Source organism: Arthrobacter cavernae (assembly GCF_017368795.1).
Taxonomy (GTDB): domain Bacteria; phylum Actinomycetota; class Actinomycetes; order Actinomycetales; family Micrococcaceae; genus Arthrobacter; species Arthrobacter cavernae.
On the sequence record NZ_JAFNLL010000014.1, the window covers coordinates 1 to 15,579 of the forward strand.

Sequence of the window (15,579 nt, forward strand, 5' to 3'; positions counted from 1 at the left end):
GCAGCGGGGGCAGGAGTGGCGTTCGACATCGTCGGCGTCGGACGGGGTGGGGGCGGTGACCGGGTCGGGGCTCATGCCGGAATCTTCTCACAAACCACTCCCACAATCAGCCCGGGCCTTTTTCATGGGAGAAAGCGTTGTGGGAAGGATCCGGATTCGTGAGCATTTCGAAAAACGGGGTGTTTCGATTTTCGCAGAATGGGCCGTTTGTGATGGAGTGCGCTTGAGGTGGACCGGCTTACTCGTCCGGCCTGTGATTGTTAGCTGAGAATGGTTCTGGCACGAATTTCGTGAATCGGGGACGAGCGGGTCCGGCTCGAGGCCGTGCTGGCCAACTACCCGGAACTGGAGTCCGCCACCGCGCATGTACGCGGCTTCGCCGCCATGCTCACCGGCCTGCGCGGCGACCGGCTCCGGGACCGGCCTGGACAAGGCCTGCATCGACACCCTGCCGAGCCTGCACTCCTTCGCCAACGGCGGCGACCGGGACCTGGACGCGGTCATCGCAGGGCTGACCCTGCCCTACAGCTCCGGCCTCGTTGAAGGGCACATCAACCGGGCCAGGATGATCAAACGCCAGATGCTCGGCCGAGCCGGCTTCCATCTCCTCAGGCAGAGAGTGCTCTCATGACCGAACCACGCCCGATCCCCGATTCACTAAATTCATGCCAGAACCAATTAGCCCTGCGATTCACACCATGGATTGTTCCGTAACTGCCGTTTTGAAGGGTCAAAAGGGCAGTTACGAGCAATTGATGCTTAAGAAGGCACCCTAAAGCACCCGCACCGGCTTGCCCTGCGCCCAGGCCCGGACGTCCTCAAAAGCCCCACCGTAGAAACGGGTATAGCTTTCGGCGGTGACATACCCTAGGTGCGGCGTCAGCACGGTACGGGGCGCACTCAGGAGCGGATGTTCGGCGGGGAGGGGCTCGACGTCGTACACGTCCAGGGCCGCGCCGCCCAGCCAGCCCTCGTTGAGGCCGCGGAGCAGGGCGTCCCCGTCCACCAAGGGGCCCCGCGCGGTGTTGACTAGGATCCCGGCCGGGCCGAGCAACCGCAGTTCCTCCTCGCCCACCACCCCGTGGGAGCGTTCGGACAGCCGGACGTGCACGGAGACGACGTCGGCCTCCCGGAACAGCGTGTCTTTGCTGACCTTGCGGACGCCGGCGGCAGCGGCGGTTTCCTCGCGGAGGTTGGGGCTCCAGGCGATGACGTCCATGCCGAACGCCTGTGCGTAGCCGGCCACCTTCGTCCCGATCTTGCCCAGGCCCAGCACTCCGAGGGTCTTGCCGGACAGCTCGAAGCCCACAGTGCTTTGCAGGCGTCCGGCACGCATGGCATTGCCTTCGAACTGCAAGTTCCGGGCGGCCGCCAGCAGCAGTGCCCACGTCATTTCCGGAGCCGCGGCGGGGGAGCCACCCGTGCCGCAGACCGTGATTCCCAGTTCCCTTGCGGCCTTGATGTCGATCGAGGGGTTGGCCATCCCGGTGGTGACGAGCAGTTTCAGCTTGGGCAATTGGCGGAGCCGGGCGGCGTCGAAGGCCGTGCGTTCGCGCATGGCAACAACGATGCTGAAATCGCGGAGCGCCTGGATGAGGGCCTCTTCGTCCTGGAAGGGTTCGCTGAAGACGGTGACGTCGATGCCGTCGTCGGCGAGCTGGTCCCAGGGTGCGTAGTCGTAGGCGACACCCTGGTAGTCATCGAGGATGGCGAGGCGCTGGCTCATGGTTCCCTACTATGCCCCATTCGCCGGCGACGCGGAAATGCCCTGGCGACACTGGAATTCCGGTGTCGCCAGGGCATTTGCGCAGCGCCAGCCAAGCTGCGCAGTGCCGGTTCCTACTTTTTGGGCAGTCCTGCCGGGTTCAGTTCGGACGCCTGGATGGCCTCGGAGGTGAGTCCCCAGCGGTCCAGGATCTTGGTGTAAGTGCCATTCCCAATGAGCGTGTTCAGCGCTGCCTGGGCTGCAGCCGCCAGGCCGTTGCCCTTCTTGGTGGTGAACGCGATTTCGGCCTTCAGCGGCCAGCCGCCGTTGAGCGTGCCCACCTCCTTGGTCTTGCCGTCCTTGGCCGCCTTGTACGCAGCGGAGGCGTTGGGCCCGAACGTCAGGTCCGCACGTCCTGACTGGAGGGCGAGCTGGGAGGCGGAGTCGTCGTCGTAATACTGGAACTCAACCGGCTTCAAGCCGTTCTTCTTGTTCTCCTCGTCCCAGCGCACCAGGATGGCTTCCTGGTTGGTGCCCGAGCCGACAATGACGCGCTTGCCGGCCACGTCCTTGGCTTCCTTGACCTCGGTGATGTCCGAGCCGCTCTTCGCGTAGAAACCGAGGAGGTCGTTGCGGTAGGTGGCGAAGTCGAACTTCTCCTTACGGGCTTCCGTGACGGTGACGTTGGAGAGGACGGCCTCGTACTTGCCGGATTCGACGCCGAGCGGCCAGTCGGCCCATGCCACCGGAAGCACCTCGACCTGCAGGTCCAGGCTCTCGCCGATCGCGTAGGCGAGGTCCACTTCGTTGCCGATCAGGGTCTTGTTGTCCGTGGCGAACAGGCTCAGCGGAGGCGTTCCGCCGGTGGTCACGACCGTCAGCTTGCCGTCGGCCTTGATGGCCTCGGGCACCAAGGCGGCGGCCGAGGAGTCGACCGTCACCTTCACGCGGTCCTGCTCGGGAGACAGATTGAATTCTTTGGCGACTGCGCCTGAAGCCGCGCTGGAGGTAGAGCCCGACGACGGTGCTGTCGCCGCCGTCGCGCCCGGATCGGAGCAGGCGGCGAGCCCCAGCAGAGCGGTAGCGGCCAGCGCCGCAGTGATGCCGGTCTTGCCTGCAAATCGTGCCATGGTTTCCCCTTTGTGGAAGTCTGATGCGTGCTTGTGGCTGCAACTATCCGGCAGGCTTCGGGAGGCGGTCAAAGCACTCTGAAACGCTGGGATACAGGGGGTCATTGCGGTTAATCGGGCGTCTGCTGGGGTCACATTCGGCCCGGTTCCCAGGTGTGCGCCAGCCCACCGCAGCCCGATGAAATAAGCCGGGCACCGCCGTCGTTGTCGCCTACGTGCCCGGCCACCCTCCACGCCGGACCGTGACGCGAACCCGAAAGGCCGGTACCCCGACGTGACCGTACCCCTCTCCATCCTGGACCTGGCAACCATCGGCAAGGGCCAGACGGCGGCGGAAAGCCTCGCGGGCAGTGTGGCCATGGCGCAGAAGGCGGAACAGCTGGGCTACCGCCGTGTCTGGTACGCCGAGCACCACAACATGTCCTCCATCGCGTCCTCGGCCACGAGCGTGCTGATCGCCCACGTCGCCGCGCACACCAGCACCATCCGGCTCGGCGCCGGCGGCATCATGCTGCCCAACCACTCTCCGCTGACCATCGCCGAGCAGTTCGGCACGCTCGAGACACTGCACCCGGGCCGGATCGACCTCGGCCTGGGCCGCGCCCCGGGCAGCGACCAGAACACGATGCGCGCCCTGCGCCGCGACCCCATGTCCGCCGACACCTTCCCCCAGGACGTGCTGGAACTGCAGGGCTACCTGAGCGGACCCACCCGGATCCAGGGCGTGGAAGCGACGCCCGGCAAGGGCACCAACGTCCCGCTGTACATCCTGGGATCCTCCCTGTTCGGCGCGCGCCTGGCGGCCCAGCTGGGCCTGCCGTACGCCTTCGCCTCGCACTTTGCGCCCAACTCCTTGCAGGACGCCGTGGCCATCTACCGGCGCGAATTCAAGCCGTCCGCGCAGCTGGACGCGCCGCACGTGATCGCCGGCGTGAACGTGGTGGCTGCCGATTCGGCCTCCGAGGCCCAGCAGCTGTTCCTGGCGGTGAAGCGGGACAGGGTCTCGCGCTTCCTGGGCGGCGGCCGCGAGTTCACGGACGACGAGGCCGATCTCATCCTCGATACCCCGCAGGGCCAGCACCTGGCCGAGATGATGACGTACTCCGCCGTCGGCACGCCGGAGGTGGTCCGCGACTACCTGGAGGAATTCGCCCGGCACGCCGATGCCGACGAACTCATCGTGGCCCACCAGAGCACCGGAACCGACGCTCGGATCCGCTCGGTGGAGCTGCTGGCGGAGGTTGCCGGGCTGGTGGGGGTGTAACAGTCTCGGGCGGCAGTTATCCGGAAGGATGAGCGCCACCCGAGCCGGCGCAAAGACCCGTTACCCACCGGAAACGGACGGGCCACGCGGGCGAAACCGGCCGGGCGGAGACTGAAGACTTCCGCACCGGAAGGACAGTGTCCATGCCTACTCCGCTCAACCAGTCCGTGGCCGATTCGGCGCTGCTGACCAACTCCCTTCCGCTCGGCCTGTTGCGGGCGTTCGTCCAGTCGGACGCCGCGGACCATGGGATCACCCCGCAGCTGCTCGCCGAGCTGCGGATCCTCGCCCGCACCCCGGGACTCTTGGTGGCCTGCAACTACGGCGGCACTCTGTGCGAGGCCGAAGGGGTGTCCACCGAGACGCTCCCGCTGGGGAGCGCCGCCGTCGCGCTCCGGGCCCTTGCCGCGCTGCCGAACACGCACGCGGCCGTCATCTCGGGCCGCTCCCTGCGGGACCTGGCCGCCGTCTCCCGGCTCCCCGCCGAGGTCCATCTGGTGGGCTCGTACGGGGCCGAGTTCGACATGGCCTTCGCCTACGGCATCCCCCTGGCCACGGAGCTGCTTCTGCAGCAGGCGGCCATGGCCCTGAACGAGGCGGTCGGCTTCGAGAAGGGCATCAGCATCGAGCGCAAGCCGGTCGCCGTCGGGGTCCATACCCGGCCCGCGACGCCGGCCGTTGCCGCCAAAGTCACCCGGCAGGCGGAAGAGATCGCCCGGGAGCTGGGCCTCTTCTTCATGGTGGACGGTTCGGTGCTGGACCTGTCGGTGGTCGAACCGGCCAAGGACGCCGCGCTGGAGCAGCTGCGCACGCGGCTCGGTGCCAGCGCGGCGCTGTTCGCCGGCGATGCGGACAGCGATGAACACGCCATCGGCACCCTCCGCGGCCCGGACCTGGGCCTGCATGTGGGCCCGGGCGAGACCGTGGCGGACCATCGGCTCCCGCATCCGGAATCCTTCGCCAAGGTCCTGGCCATCCTGTTCGAACTGCGCCGGGCCTGGCTGTTCGGCGAGGACGCCGTGGGACTGGAGCGGCATTCGATGATCGGGAACGGGACGTCGACGGCGCTACTCACCCCCGAGGCCAAGATCTGCTGGATGAGCCACCCCCTCCCGGACTCGGGCTCCCTGTTCGCGCACATCCTGGGCGGCGACCCTGCCGGCCATTTCAGTGTGGAGCCGCTCAAGGCCTCGCAGGTCCTGGGCCAGCGCTACGTGGACAACACCATGATCGTGGAGACCCGCTGGGCCGACGTCGCCGTCACCGACTACCTCGAACCCGCGCCGGACGGCATCACCAGCCTGGTCCGGGTGCTGTCCGGCACCGGCATGGCCAGGATCGTGTTCGCGCCGCGGCCCGACTACGCCACCGCCCCGTTCAGCATGGAAATCCGCGGCGGGGAACTGCATGTGGTGGGCACCTCGGAACCCATCATCCTGTCCGCACCCGGCGTGGACTTCACTATCACGAGCGACGGCAAACACGGCACCGCCACCGCGGAAGTCAGCCTCGCCCACGGTGCCGTGGTCCTGAACCTCCGGTGCGGGGACACCGAGCCGGCGACGGCGGACCCCGCCGGAGAGCCCGGGCGGCGGGCCGCCGTCGCGCAGCACTCCCGCCAATGGGTCAGGGAACTTCAGCTGCCCGGCATGAAGCCCTCGCTGGTGCGGCGCTCGGCGCTGGTCCTCAAATCGCTGGTGCACGAACCCACCGGGGCTGTGCTTGCGGCGCCGACCACCTCGCTGCCGGAGGGAATCGGCGGGACCCGCAACTGGGACTACCGCTACTGCTGGCTGCGGGACGGCTCCATGACCGTCAACGCCCTGGTGGACCTGGGCTCCACGGACGAGGCCGACGGCTTCCTGCGCTGGCTCGGGCGCATCCTGGACAACGCCCCGGGCCCGGAATGGCTGCACCCGCTGTACTCGGTGACGGGTGCACCGCTGTCCACGGAGGCCATCATCGAGAGCCTGCCCGGCTATGCGGGATCGCGGCCGGTGCGGATCGGGAACGCCGCGGACCACCAGGTGCAGCTGGACGTCTTCGGTCCGATCGCCGAACTCATCCACGGTCTCGGCGAGCGGCGCGGTTCCCTGCCGGACGCGCACTGGAAGCTCATGGAGCAGATGGCCGCCGCGGTGCTGGCCCGCTGGCACGAGCCCGACCACGGCATCTGGGAGGCCCGCCGTGCACCTCGGCACCACGTCTACACCAAGGTGATGTGCTGGGTGACGCTGGACCGGGCTGTCCGGACGGCCGTCCGCCACGGCCGCCCTGCCGGTGCCGGCTGGGAGGACACGGCCAACACCATCCGCGCCGAGGTGCTCCGCGAAGGCTGGGACGACTCCGCAGCCTCCTACACGGTGGCTTACGACAACCCGGACCTGGACGCCGCCGTGCTGCACATCGGACTCTCCGGCCTCCTGGACGTACGGGACCAGCGTTTCGTGGACACCGTCACCGCCGTCGAGCGGGAACTCCGGGTGGGGCCGACCGTCTTCCGGTACCGGTACGACGACGGCCTGCCGGGCCTGGAGGGCGGCTTCCACATCTGCACCACGTGGCTGATCGAGGCCTACCTGGCCGTGGGGCGGCTGGACGATGCGCTGGAACTGTTCAACCAGCTCGTGGCCCTCTTCGGACCCACGGGATTGCTGCCGGAGGAGTACGACCCCGGCACGGAGACGCACCTGGGCAACCACCCGCAGGCCTACTCGCACCTGGGCTTCATCCGCTGCGCTCGGCTTCTGGACAGCTACCTGGCATCGGTTGAGGAAGAGTAGCGCTTTATGTCAGCAGCAGCGCGACGGCGATCATTGCCGGGACGGCCACCACGGTGGTGATCAGCACGGTGTCCTTGGCCACGGTGATGCCGGTCCGGTAGCGGCTGGCGGCCACGAAGACGTTCTGGGCTGTGGGCAGGGCGGAGGTCACCACCACGGCGAACAGGGCATGCCCGTCCATGCCCAGCGCGAAGCGCGCAAACAGGTACGCCAGCGCCGGGTGCACGATGAGCTTGAAACCGCTGGCCAGCAGGGTGTCCACGCGGCGCCCGGTGTCCTTCTGTAGCGGCCGCGAGCCGTTCAGGCTCATGCCGAAGGCCATCAGCATGGCGGGAATCGCGGCGCCGCCGATCAGGTGGATCGGTTCCATGATGAGCGCCGGCACCTGCCAGCCGGTCCCCGCCACCAGCAGGCCCAGCGCTGAGCCGACGATCATCGGGTTCCGCACGATCATCAGGAGGAAGCGCAGGGGAGTGGTGCGGTGGGTGCTGGTGCTGGCGTCGAGCGCCATCAGGTACAGGGGCGAGAAGAATGCCAGCTGGAAGATCAGCAGCGGGGCAACATAGCTGGCATCGCCGAGCACAAACACGGCGATGGGGATGCCCAGGTTCGCGGAGTTGGCCAGGGACGCGCTCATGGAGGAGATGAGCGATTCGGGCAGCGGGCGTTTGAGCCAGAACTTCACGATCACGAAGAACAACAGCCCCGTGGCGATGGCCCCCACAGCGGTGACCAGGAGCGGTGCCGCGAAGACCTCGTGCAGCTTCGCCTTGCCGAGGGTTTCGAACAGCAGGGCCGGGCTTGCGACGAAGAACGTCAGGCCGCTCAGCACGGAGCGGGCGTTCTCACCCAGGATCCCGCGCCTGCCGACGAACATGCCCACCAGGATGATGGCCCATACCACGAAGAACCCGGACAGGACCCCTAGCACGGCGGCATCCGCTCGGTGGCGGGTGCGGGGCGGCGTGGGTTCACAGTCCCAGCCTAAATCAGCTTTATTGCCGTGAAGGCCCGACGGCGGCATGTCTCGTCATGCGGACAGCGCCGGGCTGGCGCGGGGCTGCTGGAGCGCGGGGCACTGGACGCGCGTTGAGGAGCCGGGGCGCTACATCAGCCCGGGGTGAGGACGCAGAACTCATTGCCCTCCGGGTCGGCGAGGCACACCCATGGCACATCGCCCTGGCCGACGTCGGCGTCGGTGGCGCCCAGAGCCTTCAGCCGGTCCACCTCTGCCGCTTGATCGTCGCCGGGATACGGCATCAGGTCGAGATGGACACGGTTCCACACAGTCTCCATGCCGGACGTACGAAGCAATTCCAGATACGGCCCGACACCCTTGGCCGAACGCAGCCTCGCGTGATCGTCGTTCACCTCGTGCAGGGTCCAGTCCGTAGCCTCGCTCCAGAACCGGGCCATGGCCCGCGGATCCGCGCAGTTGACCACCACCGTGGCGATCGGCCCGGTGTCCCGGTAGATCTCCCGCGGCTCCAGCACACAGAACACATTGCCCTCCGGGTCGGCCAGGACCGTCCACGGCACATCCCCCTGGCCCACATCTGCGGGCGTTGCACCGAGCTCCAAGAGGCGCGCGAGCAGCTCGGCGTGATGGGCCGCGGAACTGGTGGCGAGATCGAGGTGCGCGCGGTACTTCACCGTCTCGGGGTCTGGGACTGTGACGACATCGACGCAGACGGCGGCGGGGTCCGGCCAGGTGAAGCCCACGGGCTCAACATTGGTCACGCCGGGTCCCTCGCTGGAAACACCCCAGCCGAGCGCCTCCGCCCAAAACCGGCCGAGCGCTGAGTCATCCCGAGCCTTGAAATTCACCTGAACAAGTCGCAGCGCCATACCGCCAGACCCTATACCCAGGTAATACCCGATATGGGAGGCGCGCCCTAGCTGAGGACGGAGCTGATGGCGTGCGGCGGGCGCATGAGGCCGGGCGTGTGGGCCTCGGCGGGATCGCTGCCCAGCTGCGTGATCTTGTTGTCCTTGCCCACGTGGACCACCTTGGGCTGGTAGGCGAGGGCCTCTTCCGTGGTCATCTCGGCGTAGGTGATCAGGATGACGACGTCGCCCACGTGGACCAGGTGGGCTGCGGCACCATTGATGCCGATGACGCCCGAACCGCGCTCGCCGGCGATGGTGTACGTCTCCAGGCGTGCGCCGTTGGTGACGTCCACAATGGAGACGAGCTCGCCGGGGAGGATGTCTGCAGCGTCCAGGAGGTCCAGGTCAACGGTGACCGAGCCGACGTAGTGGAGGTCGGCATGGGTGACAGTGGCCCGGTGGATCTTGGACTTGAACATTGTGCGGTTCATAATGCGATCAGTTTAGCGCGCGAACCAAGGGCGCGCTGTGACGGACTCTACAGCTCACAGGTGCTGGTAGGGAATACTTTCGGGGCAGTCTTGTCCGGGCTGGATGGCCTCAGGCCTGCTTGTTCAGCGTCCTGCCCATGATGGCCTGGGTCAGCGCGTCAATGACCTCGGCGTTGGCCAGCGGGTTGCGGATCAGGGTGAAGTCGACGTCGCCCACGGGCGGCAGTTCGAAGCGCCGGGTGATGACCTTCAGGTCCTCGGGAACCAGCGACGCCGGCATGACCGCGAAGCCGATGCCCGCCCGGACCGCTGCGAGCACCCCGCTGATCTGCTTGGTGCTGCACGTGATGCGCCAGGTCCGGCCCGCGGCCTCCAGGGCGTCGATGGCCAGCTTGCGGCTCAGGCTTGGTGCGGGATAGGCGATGAGCGGCACCGGCGCGCCCGGCTCCAGAGCCGTCTGCTCCAGCCCCACCCAGGCGAAGGAATCGTGCCGGACAACCGTGCCCTCCTTGGCCCCGGCCACCCACTTCACGAATACCAGGTCCAGCTGGCCGGCGTTGAGCCGCTTGTAGAGTTGGTCGCTCTGGCTGACCGTCAGTTCCAGGTTGATCTGCGGATATAGCTGGCGGAATTCGCGCAGGATCCGCGGCAGGCCGGTGATGGCGAGGTCGTCGGCCGTGCCGAAGCGCAGCCTGCCCCGCATGGCCGAGCCGGAGAAGTAGCGCGATGCGGAATCGTGCGCGGCCAGGATGCTGCGGGCGAAGCCTGCCATGGCGTCGCCGTTGTCCGTCAGCCGGACATCGCGGGTGTCCCGGGCCACGAGGACCCGTTTCGCCGCGGTTTCCAGCTTGCGGACATGCTGGCTTACGGTGGGCTGCGCCAGGCCGAGGCGCTCCGCGGCCTTGGTGAAACTCAGGGTCTCGGCGACCGCGAGGAAGGAGCGGAGCTGTACGGGTTCGAACACGGTACTCCTTGGGGCCGCCACTGCCATATTGCGTTTCGCGATGCTAGTTATAGGCGCAATACGCTTCCATGATTGATCGAGGCAACCATAGCGTTAAAGGCATCCCACCGAAACTCGATCTGAGGACTCCCTTTGGCACCCCCACCGCCTACCGCGGCACATGTCAGCCAGCCCGTCATCGATTCTTTCGCCGCTGCCGCCCAGGCACCGGACACCGCCACCCAGCCGATCGCCGTCGTGAGCGAACGCCTGCCCTGGCGGCACACCTTCATCTCGCTCAAGGTCCGCAACTTCCGCATCTTCGCGATCGGCCACTTCGTTGCCGTGATTGCCCTCTGGATGCAGCGCATCGCCCAGGACTGGCTGGTCCTCCAGCTCTCCGGTTCCGTCACTGCCGTCGGGATCACCGTGGCGCTGCAGTTCATGCCGTCGCTGTTCCTCGGCCCCTGGGGCGGGATGCTGGCGGACCGTTTTGCCAAGCGCAAGATCCTGATCCTGTGCCAGTCGGCGGCGGCGCTGCTCGCGGCGGCCCTCGCGGTGCTCGCGCTGAGCCAGCGGATCGAGGTGTGGCACGTGTACGCGATCGCCCTGGCCCTTGGCCTGGTCACCGTGGTGGACCAGCCCGCGCGCCAGGTCTTCGTCAACGAGCTCGTGGGCCCGCAGTACATGCGCAACGCCATCAGCGTGAACTCCACCACCTTCCAGCTGGGCGGCCTGATTGGCCCGGCACTGGCAGGCGTGCTCCTCACCGCCGTCGGCGCCGGCTGGGCCTTCGCCGCCAACGCCGTGGCCTGCTGCTCCACGGTCGCCACGCTGCTTCTCCTGCGCAAGAACGAGCTGCACCTCAGCGCGCCCGCGCCGCGCCGCAAGGGCATGCTCCGTGAAGGCTTCCGCTATGCCCTGGCCAAGCCCACCATCTACTGGCCGTGGCTTATGGCCGGGTTCGTGGCGGTTTTCGCGATGAGCCTGCCGGTGCTGCTGGCTGCCTTTGCGGACCACGTGTACGACGCCGGTGCCGGCGGCTACGGCCTGCTCAACGCCATGGTCGCCCTCGGTGCGCTGGCCGGGGCCATCGCTTCCGCCCGGCGCCGGAACCTGCAGCTGCGCTCGGTGGTCCTCGGCGCGGGCATGTACGGGCTGATGCTGTGCCTGTCCGCCTTGGCGCCGTCCATGGTGTGGTTCTCGGCAGCCATGGTGCTCTCCGGCTTCTGGTGCCTGATGTTCCTCACCGCGGCGAACCAGATGGTGCAGACCAGCTCCAACATGAGCATCCGCGGCCGGGTCATGAGCCTTTACCTGGTGGTGCTCATCGGCGGGCAGGCGATCGGCGGACCCATGATGGGCTGGCTCGCCGAGCACTTGAACCCGCACCTGGCGATCTTCATCTCCGGCGGGGTGCCGGCCCTCGCGGCCGTGACGGTCGCCGTCGTGCTGGCCCGCCGCGGCGAGCTGACGCTCAGGCTCAAGTTCACGCAGCGGAGCCGGTTCCCGCGGAAGGTCCTTAGCCTGTCCGTGAATTCGAAGGTTCAAAGCTAGGAAACGCGGACGGGCCCGGCCGCCTGGCTAGGTGACGGGCTGGGCGGCCGGCCGGCCGTGCGTGACGCGGTGCGTGACGCGCTCGGCGGCGTCGTCGACGCTTTCCATGGTCCGTTCCACGGGCTCGAGGTAGAAGCGGGCGTTGCTGATGATGCCCTCCTCCACCCGGAACACGATCACTCCGGTCACATCATGGGCGGTGCCGTCGCGGCGCGAGCCGGACAGGTGGAGCTCGGCCCAGACGTGGTCGCCCGTCACGCTGTGGGCCAGCATGCGCGCGGTGATGTTCGGGACCCCGGTAAACAGTTGTTCCCAGTTGCTGCGGACGGTCTCGCGGCCCGTGAAGCCGCGCAGGGGATGTGCCGGCGTCTCGTTGACGTAGCCCGGTGCGAAGCACCCGGCCAGCCCCTCAAGATCGTGTTTGTTGGTGGCTTCCAGCAGGCGGTTGATGGCGGCCAGCGGGCCGGCCTCAACATCGTCGGTGAGAGTCATCGCAAGGACCTCCCGGATAGGTGGACGTGTAACTCTGAGTGTAGGCGCCGGGGGCGCCGGGGTCACGGCCTCGGCGCCAAGAACAAAGGCAAGAACAAAGAAGCACCCGGGTCATGGACCCGGGTGCTTCTGCGTGGAGCGGGCGACGGGAATCGAACCCGCGTATCGAGCTTGGGAAGCTAGCGCTCTACCATTGAGCTACGCCCGCACTGCCCCGGATTTCGCCGGAGCGAGTCCAGCTTAGCGCAGTTGGCGGAGCTCCCGGACCAGACTCACCGGCGCGCCCCGGACACGGCAGGATTGCGGCGGCGCGGAGGGCGTAACTCTTCGGTAAAGGCTCGGCCCGGTTGCGTTTATGAGGGCCGGCGCTGGCTATTCTGAAATTGTTAGCTGCACGTGTGGGGACCCGGCTACGTTCATTGAGCCGTACGCGAAAAGAGGGTCCCGTGGCATTCGCCGAATATGAAGTGGTCATCAGCAGGGATGCCATGACCGTGTACGGCTTCCTCGCGGACGGCCTGAACAACCCCCTCTGGCGCACAGGGGTCCGCAGCATTTCGCTCAGTTCCGGGGCTCCCGGCGAGAAGGGCGCGCTGTACCAGCAGACCCTGGCGGGACCCGGCGGCAGGCCCATCGCCGCCGACTTCGAAATCACCGAGGCCCGGCCAGGGGCCGAGGTCCGCTTCGCCGTGGTGGCCGGCCCTGCCCGTCCCACCGGCGGCTACTACCTCAGTACCGAAGGCTCCTCCACGCGCCTGCGCTTCGCGCTGGAATACAACCCCAAGGGGCTGCAGAAGCTCATGAACGGCCTGATCCAGAAGACCATGGAAAGCGAAGTCGCCCAGCTTGAGCGGTTGAAGGCCGTGATCGAGGGCGAGCCGGCCGGCCTGTAGGGCCCCACGGCTGCACGTCACCGCCGTGCCGCCCGCACCTCCGGCTGCCGGAGCCTCCGGCTCGCGCTACTGCGCGAGCTTCCGCCCGGTCCACCCGGTGGCGACCGTCACCGGCGTCGTGAGCCCTCCGGTTCCCAGGTCCCAGTACTCAACCACACCGTTGGCGTCCAACCCGGCGATGGCCGTGGAGTTGAGGCCCTTGGCGCCACGCAAGGCGCGCAGGCCGGTGTAGTCCGTCCAGCCGATGCCCACTACGGGCCTGACTTCCGCCCGTGGTGCAGGGGTGCCGGCGCCGCGGTATAGCCGGAGTTTTCCGTCGCTCCCCACGGCGAGCAGGTCCTCGAAACCGTCGGCGTTGTAATCCACCATGCTGAGCCTGACGGCGGATACCCCGCTGCCCACCTCCGTGCGCCTGACGATCAGGGCCATGCCGGCGTTGTTGTAGAGCCAGAGCTTGCCGGCCGAGTCCGTGGCCAGGATCTGGGGCAGGCGGTTGTTGGCGCACCAGGTGCCCACGGTCATGGTCATGGCCTGCCAGCCGCCGCTGCCGAGGGTGAGCGGGGCCTTGAAGCTGCCGGCCTGGATCCCGGCGTGGAGGACCAGGGTCCCGTCCAGCTTCTGCGCCAGGATGTCGAACACGCCGTCGCGGTCCCAGTCCGTCACGAAGACTTCCTTGGTGCCGCCGAAGCCGGTGCCCGCGGTCCGGGCAGGGCCGAACTGGCCGTTGCCCAGTGCCGGGAAGTCCAGCAAGGCCCCGGCGGAGTCGACCGCAACGAGGTCGCCGGGGCCGCGGATGGCCGCCGAGCTGAGATCGAGGGTAGGGGGCTGGTGCTTCGCGATGAGGTCGCAGACGCTCGGCGCGGGCGGCGTCGGCGGAGTCACGGCGCCGCCCGGAGCGTCGGTGGTGCCTGCCGGCAGGGTGGTGTAGCCGAAGAAGTTGACCACGCCCCACATGGTGTAGCGGTTGGGGGTGGTCTGCCAGTTGCCATCCGTGTACGTGATGCCGGCGCCCATGACGTTGAAGCGGGGGTCCTTCAGCATGGCGTCGTGCCCGGGGGAGCTCTTCCACCACTCCACCAGCTGTGCCGCGTCGCGGTCCCAGCGGACGGCGATGACTTCGCCGGCGCCGTTGTTCGGGTTGAGCGCACGGGGGTCGGTCCAGAAGCTTGCCCGGTGCTCGATCACCTCGCGCGTGGCAATGTTGTCCGACCAGTCCTGTGCCAGCCCGGCCACCGTGGCGTGGTACTTCACCGGGGCCAGCCCCAGGGATGCGCGGTAGTTGTTGATCGCGTTGAAGACCGTGCGGATCGCGGCCGTGTTGTCGTCCGGGACCAGCCCCATGGCCGCGGCACCGCCCACGCCGGTGTCCTCCCGCTGGGTCGGTTCCGGTGCGGCTTCAGGGGCCGTCTCGGGAGCGGGCGCTGCGGGAAGCGGGTCGGGTCCGTAGAGGGGCCCGATTGTGGCCACGGGCGGCGGGCCGTCAGCTACAGCAGGCGCCGTGTTGGTGACGTCGGGCCCGACGGCGGTGCCGGCGTCGGGGGTTTTCGCCGCGCCTTCTGCGGGGGTGCTCTGCTGTGCGGTGCCCTGCTGTGGGGCGGGCGCCGGGGTGACGGCCGCCGTCGCCGGCTGTTCGATCGTGGCGGCCGGCGCGCTTGATGCTTCGCGTGCGGCCGCTGCGATCGGCGAGGTGGCGTCGGAGCCGCCGGAGGTGATGGCATTCCCGGAGGCCGGGACGGCGAAACTGAGGACGCAAGCCAACATGAAGACCGCCGGCGCCGCCATTCTTCGCACAATTACCCCGAGATCGCTGTCGTTGCCCCACAGGCAGTGGCCATGTCTTCGGGACAATACTGCCACGGGCTATTGCCACGGGGCGGGAGGGCACAATGCATACGGTATTTTTGATGCTGTGCTGATCTCTGACCGCGATATTCGTGCCGAAATAGACTCCCGACGGATTGTTCTTGAACCGTACGATCCTGCGATGGTTCAGCCGTCCTCTGTGGACGTGCGGATTGACCGGTTTTTCCGGCTGTTCGACAACCACAAGTACGCCCACATCGACCCCGCCGAGGAACAGCCTGAGCTGACCCGTCTGGTGGAAGTGGAAGGCGATGAGCCCTTCATCCTGCACCCGGGGGAGTTCGTGCTCGGCTCAACGTACGAGACCGTGAGCCTGCCGGACGACATCGCCGCCCGCCTCGAGGGCAAGTCCTCGCTGGGCCGGCTGGGCCTCCTGACCCACTCCACCGCGGGCTTCATCGACCCCGGTTTCTCCGGCCACGTGACGCTGGAGCTCTCCAACGTGGCCACGCTGCCCATCAAGCTGTGGCCCGGCATGAAGATCGGCCAGCTGTGCTTCTTCCGGCTGACCTCGGCGGCTGAGCACCCGTACGGTTCCGGCGAGCATGGCAGCCGCTACCAGGGGCAGCGCGGCCCCACGGCCAGCCGCAGCCACCAGAACTTCCACCGGACGGCCATCTAGGGTCCT

14 protein-coding genes and 1 tRNA gene are annotated in these 15,579 nt (G+C 67.8%); 6 read left to right on the forward strand and 9 right to left on the reverse strand.

All coding sequences use genetic code 11. From position 1 onward, the window contains the following. Nucleotides 1-364: 364 nt before the first annotated feature. A complete protein-coding gene (locus tag J1902_RS19885) occupies nucleotides 365-631 on the forward strand; it encodes a transposase (protein WP_207615643.1) in 267 nt (88 codons plus the stop codon). Nucleotides 632-772: 141 nt separating this feature from the next. Here J1902_RS19885 and J1902_RS07585 read toward each other — a convergent pair whose 3' ends face one another. Both J1902_RS07585 and J1902_RS07590 read right to left on the reverse strand, forming a co-directional pair. Next, the gene (locus J1902_RS07585) at nucleotides 773-1,726 is read right to left on the reverse strand and encodes a D-2-hydroxyacid dehydrogenase family protein (protein WP_207615644.1); all 954 of its coding nucleotides are present in this window, start codon (nucleotides 1,724-1,726) and stop codon (nucleotides 773-775) included. A gap of 113 nt (nucleotides 1,727-1,839) precedes the next feature. Continuing rightward, complete coding sequence (locus tag J1902_RS07590) at nucleotides 1,840-2,835, reverse strand: ABC transporter substrate-binding protein (RefSeq protein ID WP_207615645.1); 996 nt, start codon at nucleotides 2,833-2,835, stop codon at nucleotides 1,840-1,842. A 274-nt stretch (nucleotides 2,836-3,109) separates the two neighbouring features. On the opposite strand from J1902_RS07590, the gene J1902_RS07595 reads away from it, so the two are divergent. Both J1902_RS07595 and J1902_RS07600 read left to right on the forward strand, forming a co-directional pair. Continuing rightward, nucleotides 3,110-4,099 (forward strand): LLM class flavin-dependent oxidoreductase, encoded by a 990-nt coding sequence (locus J1902_RS07595; protein WP_207615646.1) that lies wholly within the window; start codon nucleotides 3,110-3,112, stop codon nucleotides 4,097-4,099. Between the two features lie 143 nt (nucleotides 4,100-4,242). Beyond that, the gene (locus J1902_RS07600) at nucleotides 4,243-6,882 is read left to right on the forward strand and encodes a trehalase-like domain-containing protein (RefSeq protein WP_207615647.1); all 2,640 of its coding nucleotides are present in this window, start codon (nucleotides 4,243-4,245) and stop codon (nucleotides 6,880-6,882) included. 4 nt (nucleotides 6,883-6,886) lie between these two features. Here the strand turns inward: J1902_RS07600 and J1902_RS07605 are convergent, their stop codons facing one another. From J1902_RS07605 to J1902_RS07620, 4 genes are all read right to left on the reverse strand, one after another. After that, a complete protein-coding gene (locus tag J1902_RS07605) occupies nucleotides 6,887-7,813 on the reverse strand; it encodes an AEC family transporter (RefSeq protein ID WP_207615648.1) in 927 nt (308 codons plus the stop codon). Nucleotides 7,814-7,992: 179 nt separating this feature from the next. Next, complete coding sequence (locus J1902_RS07610; protein WP_207615649.1) at nucleotides 7,993-8,730, reverse strand: VOC family protein; 738 nt, start codon at nucleotides 8,728-8,730, stop codon at nucleotides 7,993-7,995. A gap of 47 nt (nucleotides 8,731-8,777) precedes the next feature. Then, complete coding sequence (panD, locus tag J1902_RS07615) at nucleotides 8,778-9,203, reverse strand: aspartate 1-decarboxylase (protein ID WP_207615650.1); 426 nt, start codon at nucleotides 9,201-9,203, stop codon at nucleotides 8,778-8,780. Between the two features lie 109 nt (nucleotides 9,204-9,312). Beyond that, nucleotides 9,313-10,167: a LysR substrate-binding domain-containing protein gene (locus J1902_RS07620; protein ID WP_207615651.1), complete on the reverse strand. Its 855-nt coding sequence runs from the start codon at nucleotides 10,165-10,167 to the stop codon at nucleotides 9,313-9,315. A gap of 132 nt (nucleotides 10,168-10,299) precedes the next feature. Here J1902_RS07620 and J1902_RS07625 point away from each other — a divergent pair, with 132 nt between their 5' ends. Then, complete coding sequence (locus tag J1902_RS07625; protein WP_207615652.1) at nucleotides 10,300-11,703, forward strand: MFS transporter; 1,404 nt, start codon at nucleotides 10,300-10,302, stop codon at nucleotides 11,701-11,703. A gap of 27 nt (nucleotides 11,704-11,730) precedes the next feature. Here the strand turns inward: J1902_RS07625 and J1902_RS07630 are convergent, their stop codons facing one another. Then, complete coding sequence (locus J1902_RS07630; protein ID WP_207615653.1) at nucleotides 11,731-12,195, reverse strand: nuclear transport factor 2 family protein; 465 nt, start codon at nucleotides 12,193-12,195, stop codon at nucleotides 11,731-11,733. Between the two features lie 134 nt (nucleotides 12,196-12,329). Then, nucleotides 12,330-12,403, reverse strand: a tRNA-Gly gene (locus J1902_RS07635). Nucleotides 12,404-12,641: 238 nt separating this feature from the next. Here J1902_RS07635 and J1902_RS07640 point away from each other — a divergent pair. Beyond that, the gene (locus J1902_RS07640; protein WP_207615654.1) at nucleotides 12,642-13,088 is read left to right on the forward strand and encodes an SRPBCC family protein; all 447 of its coding nucleotides are present in this window, start codon (nucleotides 12,642-12,644) and stop codon (nucleotides 13,086-13,088) included. Nucleotides 13,089-13,154: 66 nt separating this feature from the next. On the opposite strand, the gene J1902_RS07645 is transcribed toward J1902_RS07640, so the two are convergent. Continuing rightward, nucleotides 13,155-14,849, reverse strand: coding sequence for a CAP domain-containing protein (locus J1902_RS07645; RefSeq protein ID WP_207615655.1), 1,695 nt, complete (start codon nucleotides 14,847-14,849; stop codon nucleotides 13,155-13,157). Nucleotides 14,850-14,997: 148 nt separating this feature from the next. On the opposite strand from J1902_RS07645, the gene dcd reads away from it, so the two are divergent. Continuing rightward, nucleotides 14,998-15,573: a dCTP deaminase gene (dcd, locus tag J1902_RS07650; RefSeq protein ID WP_207615656.1), complete on the forward strand. Its 576-nt coding sequence runs from the start codon at nucleotides 14,998-15,000 to the stop codon at nucleotides 15,571-15,573. Nucleotides 15,574-15,579 lie beyond the last annotated feature (6 nt).

Coding starts and splice junctions, on each gene's coding strand:
- J1902_RS07585 (WP_207615644.1), bottom strand. CDS start 1,726: ATGAGCCAGCGCCTCGCCATCCTCGATGACTACCAGGGTGTCGCCTAC.
- J1902_RS07630 (WP_207615653.1), bottom strand. CDS start 12,195: ATGACTCTCACCGACGATGTTGAGGCCGGCCCGCTGGCCGCCATCAAC.
- J1902_RS07590 (WP_207615645.1), bottom strand. CDS start 2,835: ATGGCACGATTTGCAGGCAAGACCGGCATCACTGCGGCGCTGGCCGCT.
- J1902_RS19885 (WP_207615643.1), top strand. CDS start 365: ATGTACGCGGCTTCGCCGCCATGCTCACCGGCCTGCGCGGCGACCGGC.
- J1902_RS07610 (WP_207615649.1), bottom strand. CDS start 8,730: ATGGCGCTGCGACTTGTTCAGGTGAATTTCAAGGCTCGGGATGACTCA.
- J1902_RS07645 (WP_207615655.1), bottom strand. CDS start 14,849: ATGTTGGCTTGCGTCCTCAGTTTCGCCGTCCCGGCCTCCGGGAATGCC.
- J1902_RS07600 (WP_207615647.1), top strand. CDS start 4,243: ATGCCTACTCCGCTCAACCAGTCCGTGGCCGATTCGGCGCTGCTGACC.
- panD (WP_207615650.1), bottom strand. CDS start 9,203: ATGAACCGCACAATGTTCAAGTCCAAGATCCACCGGGCCACTGTCACC.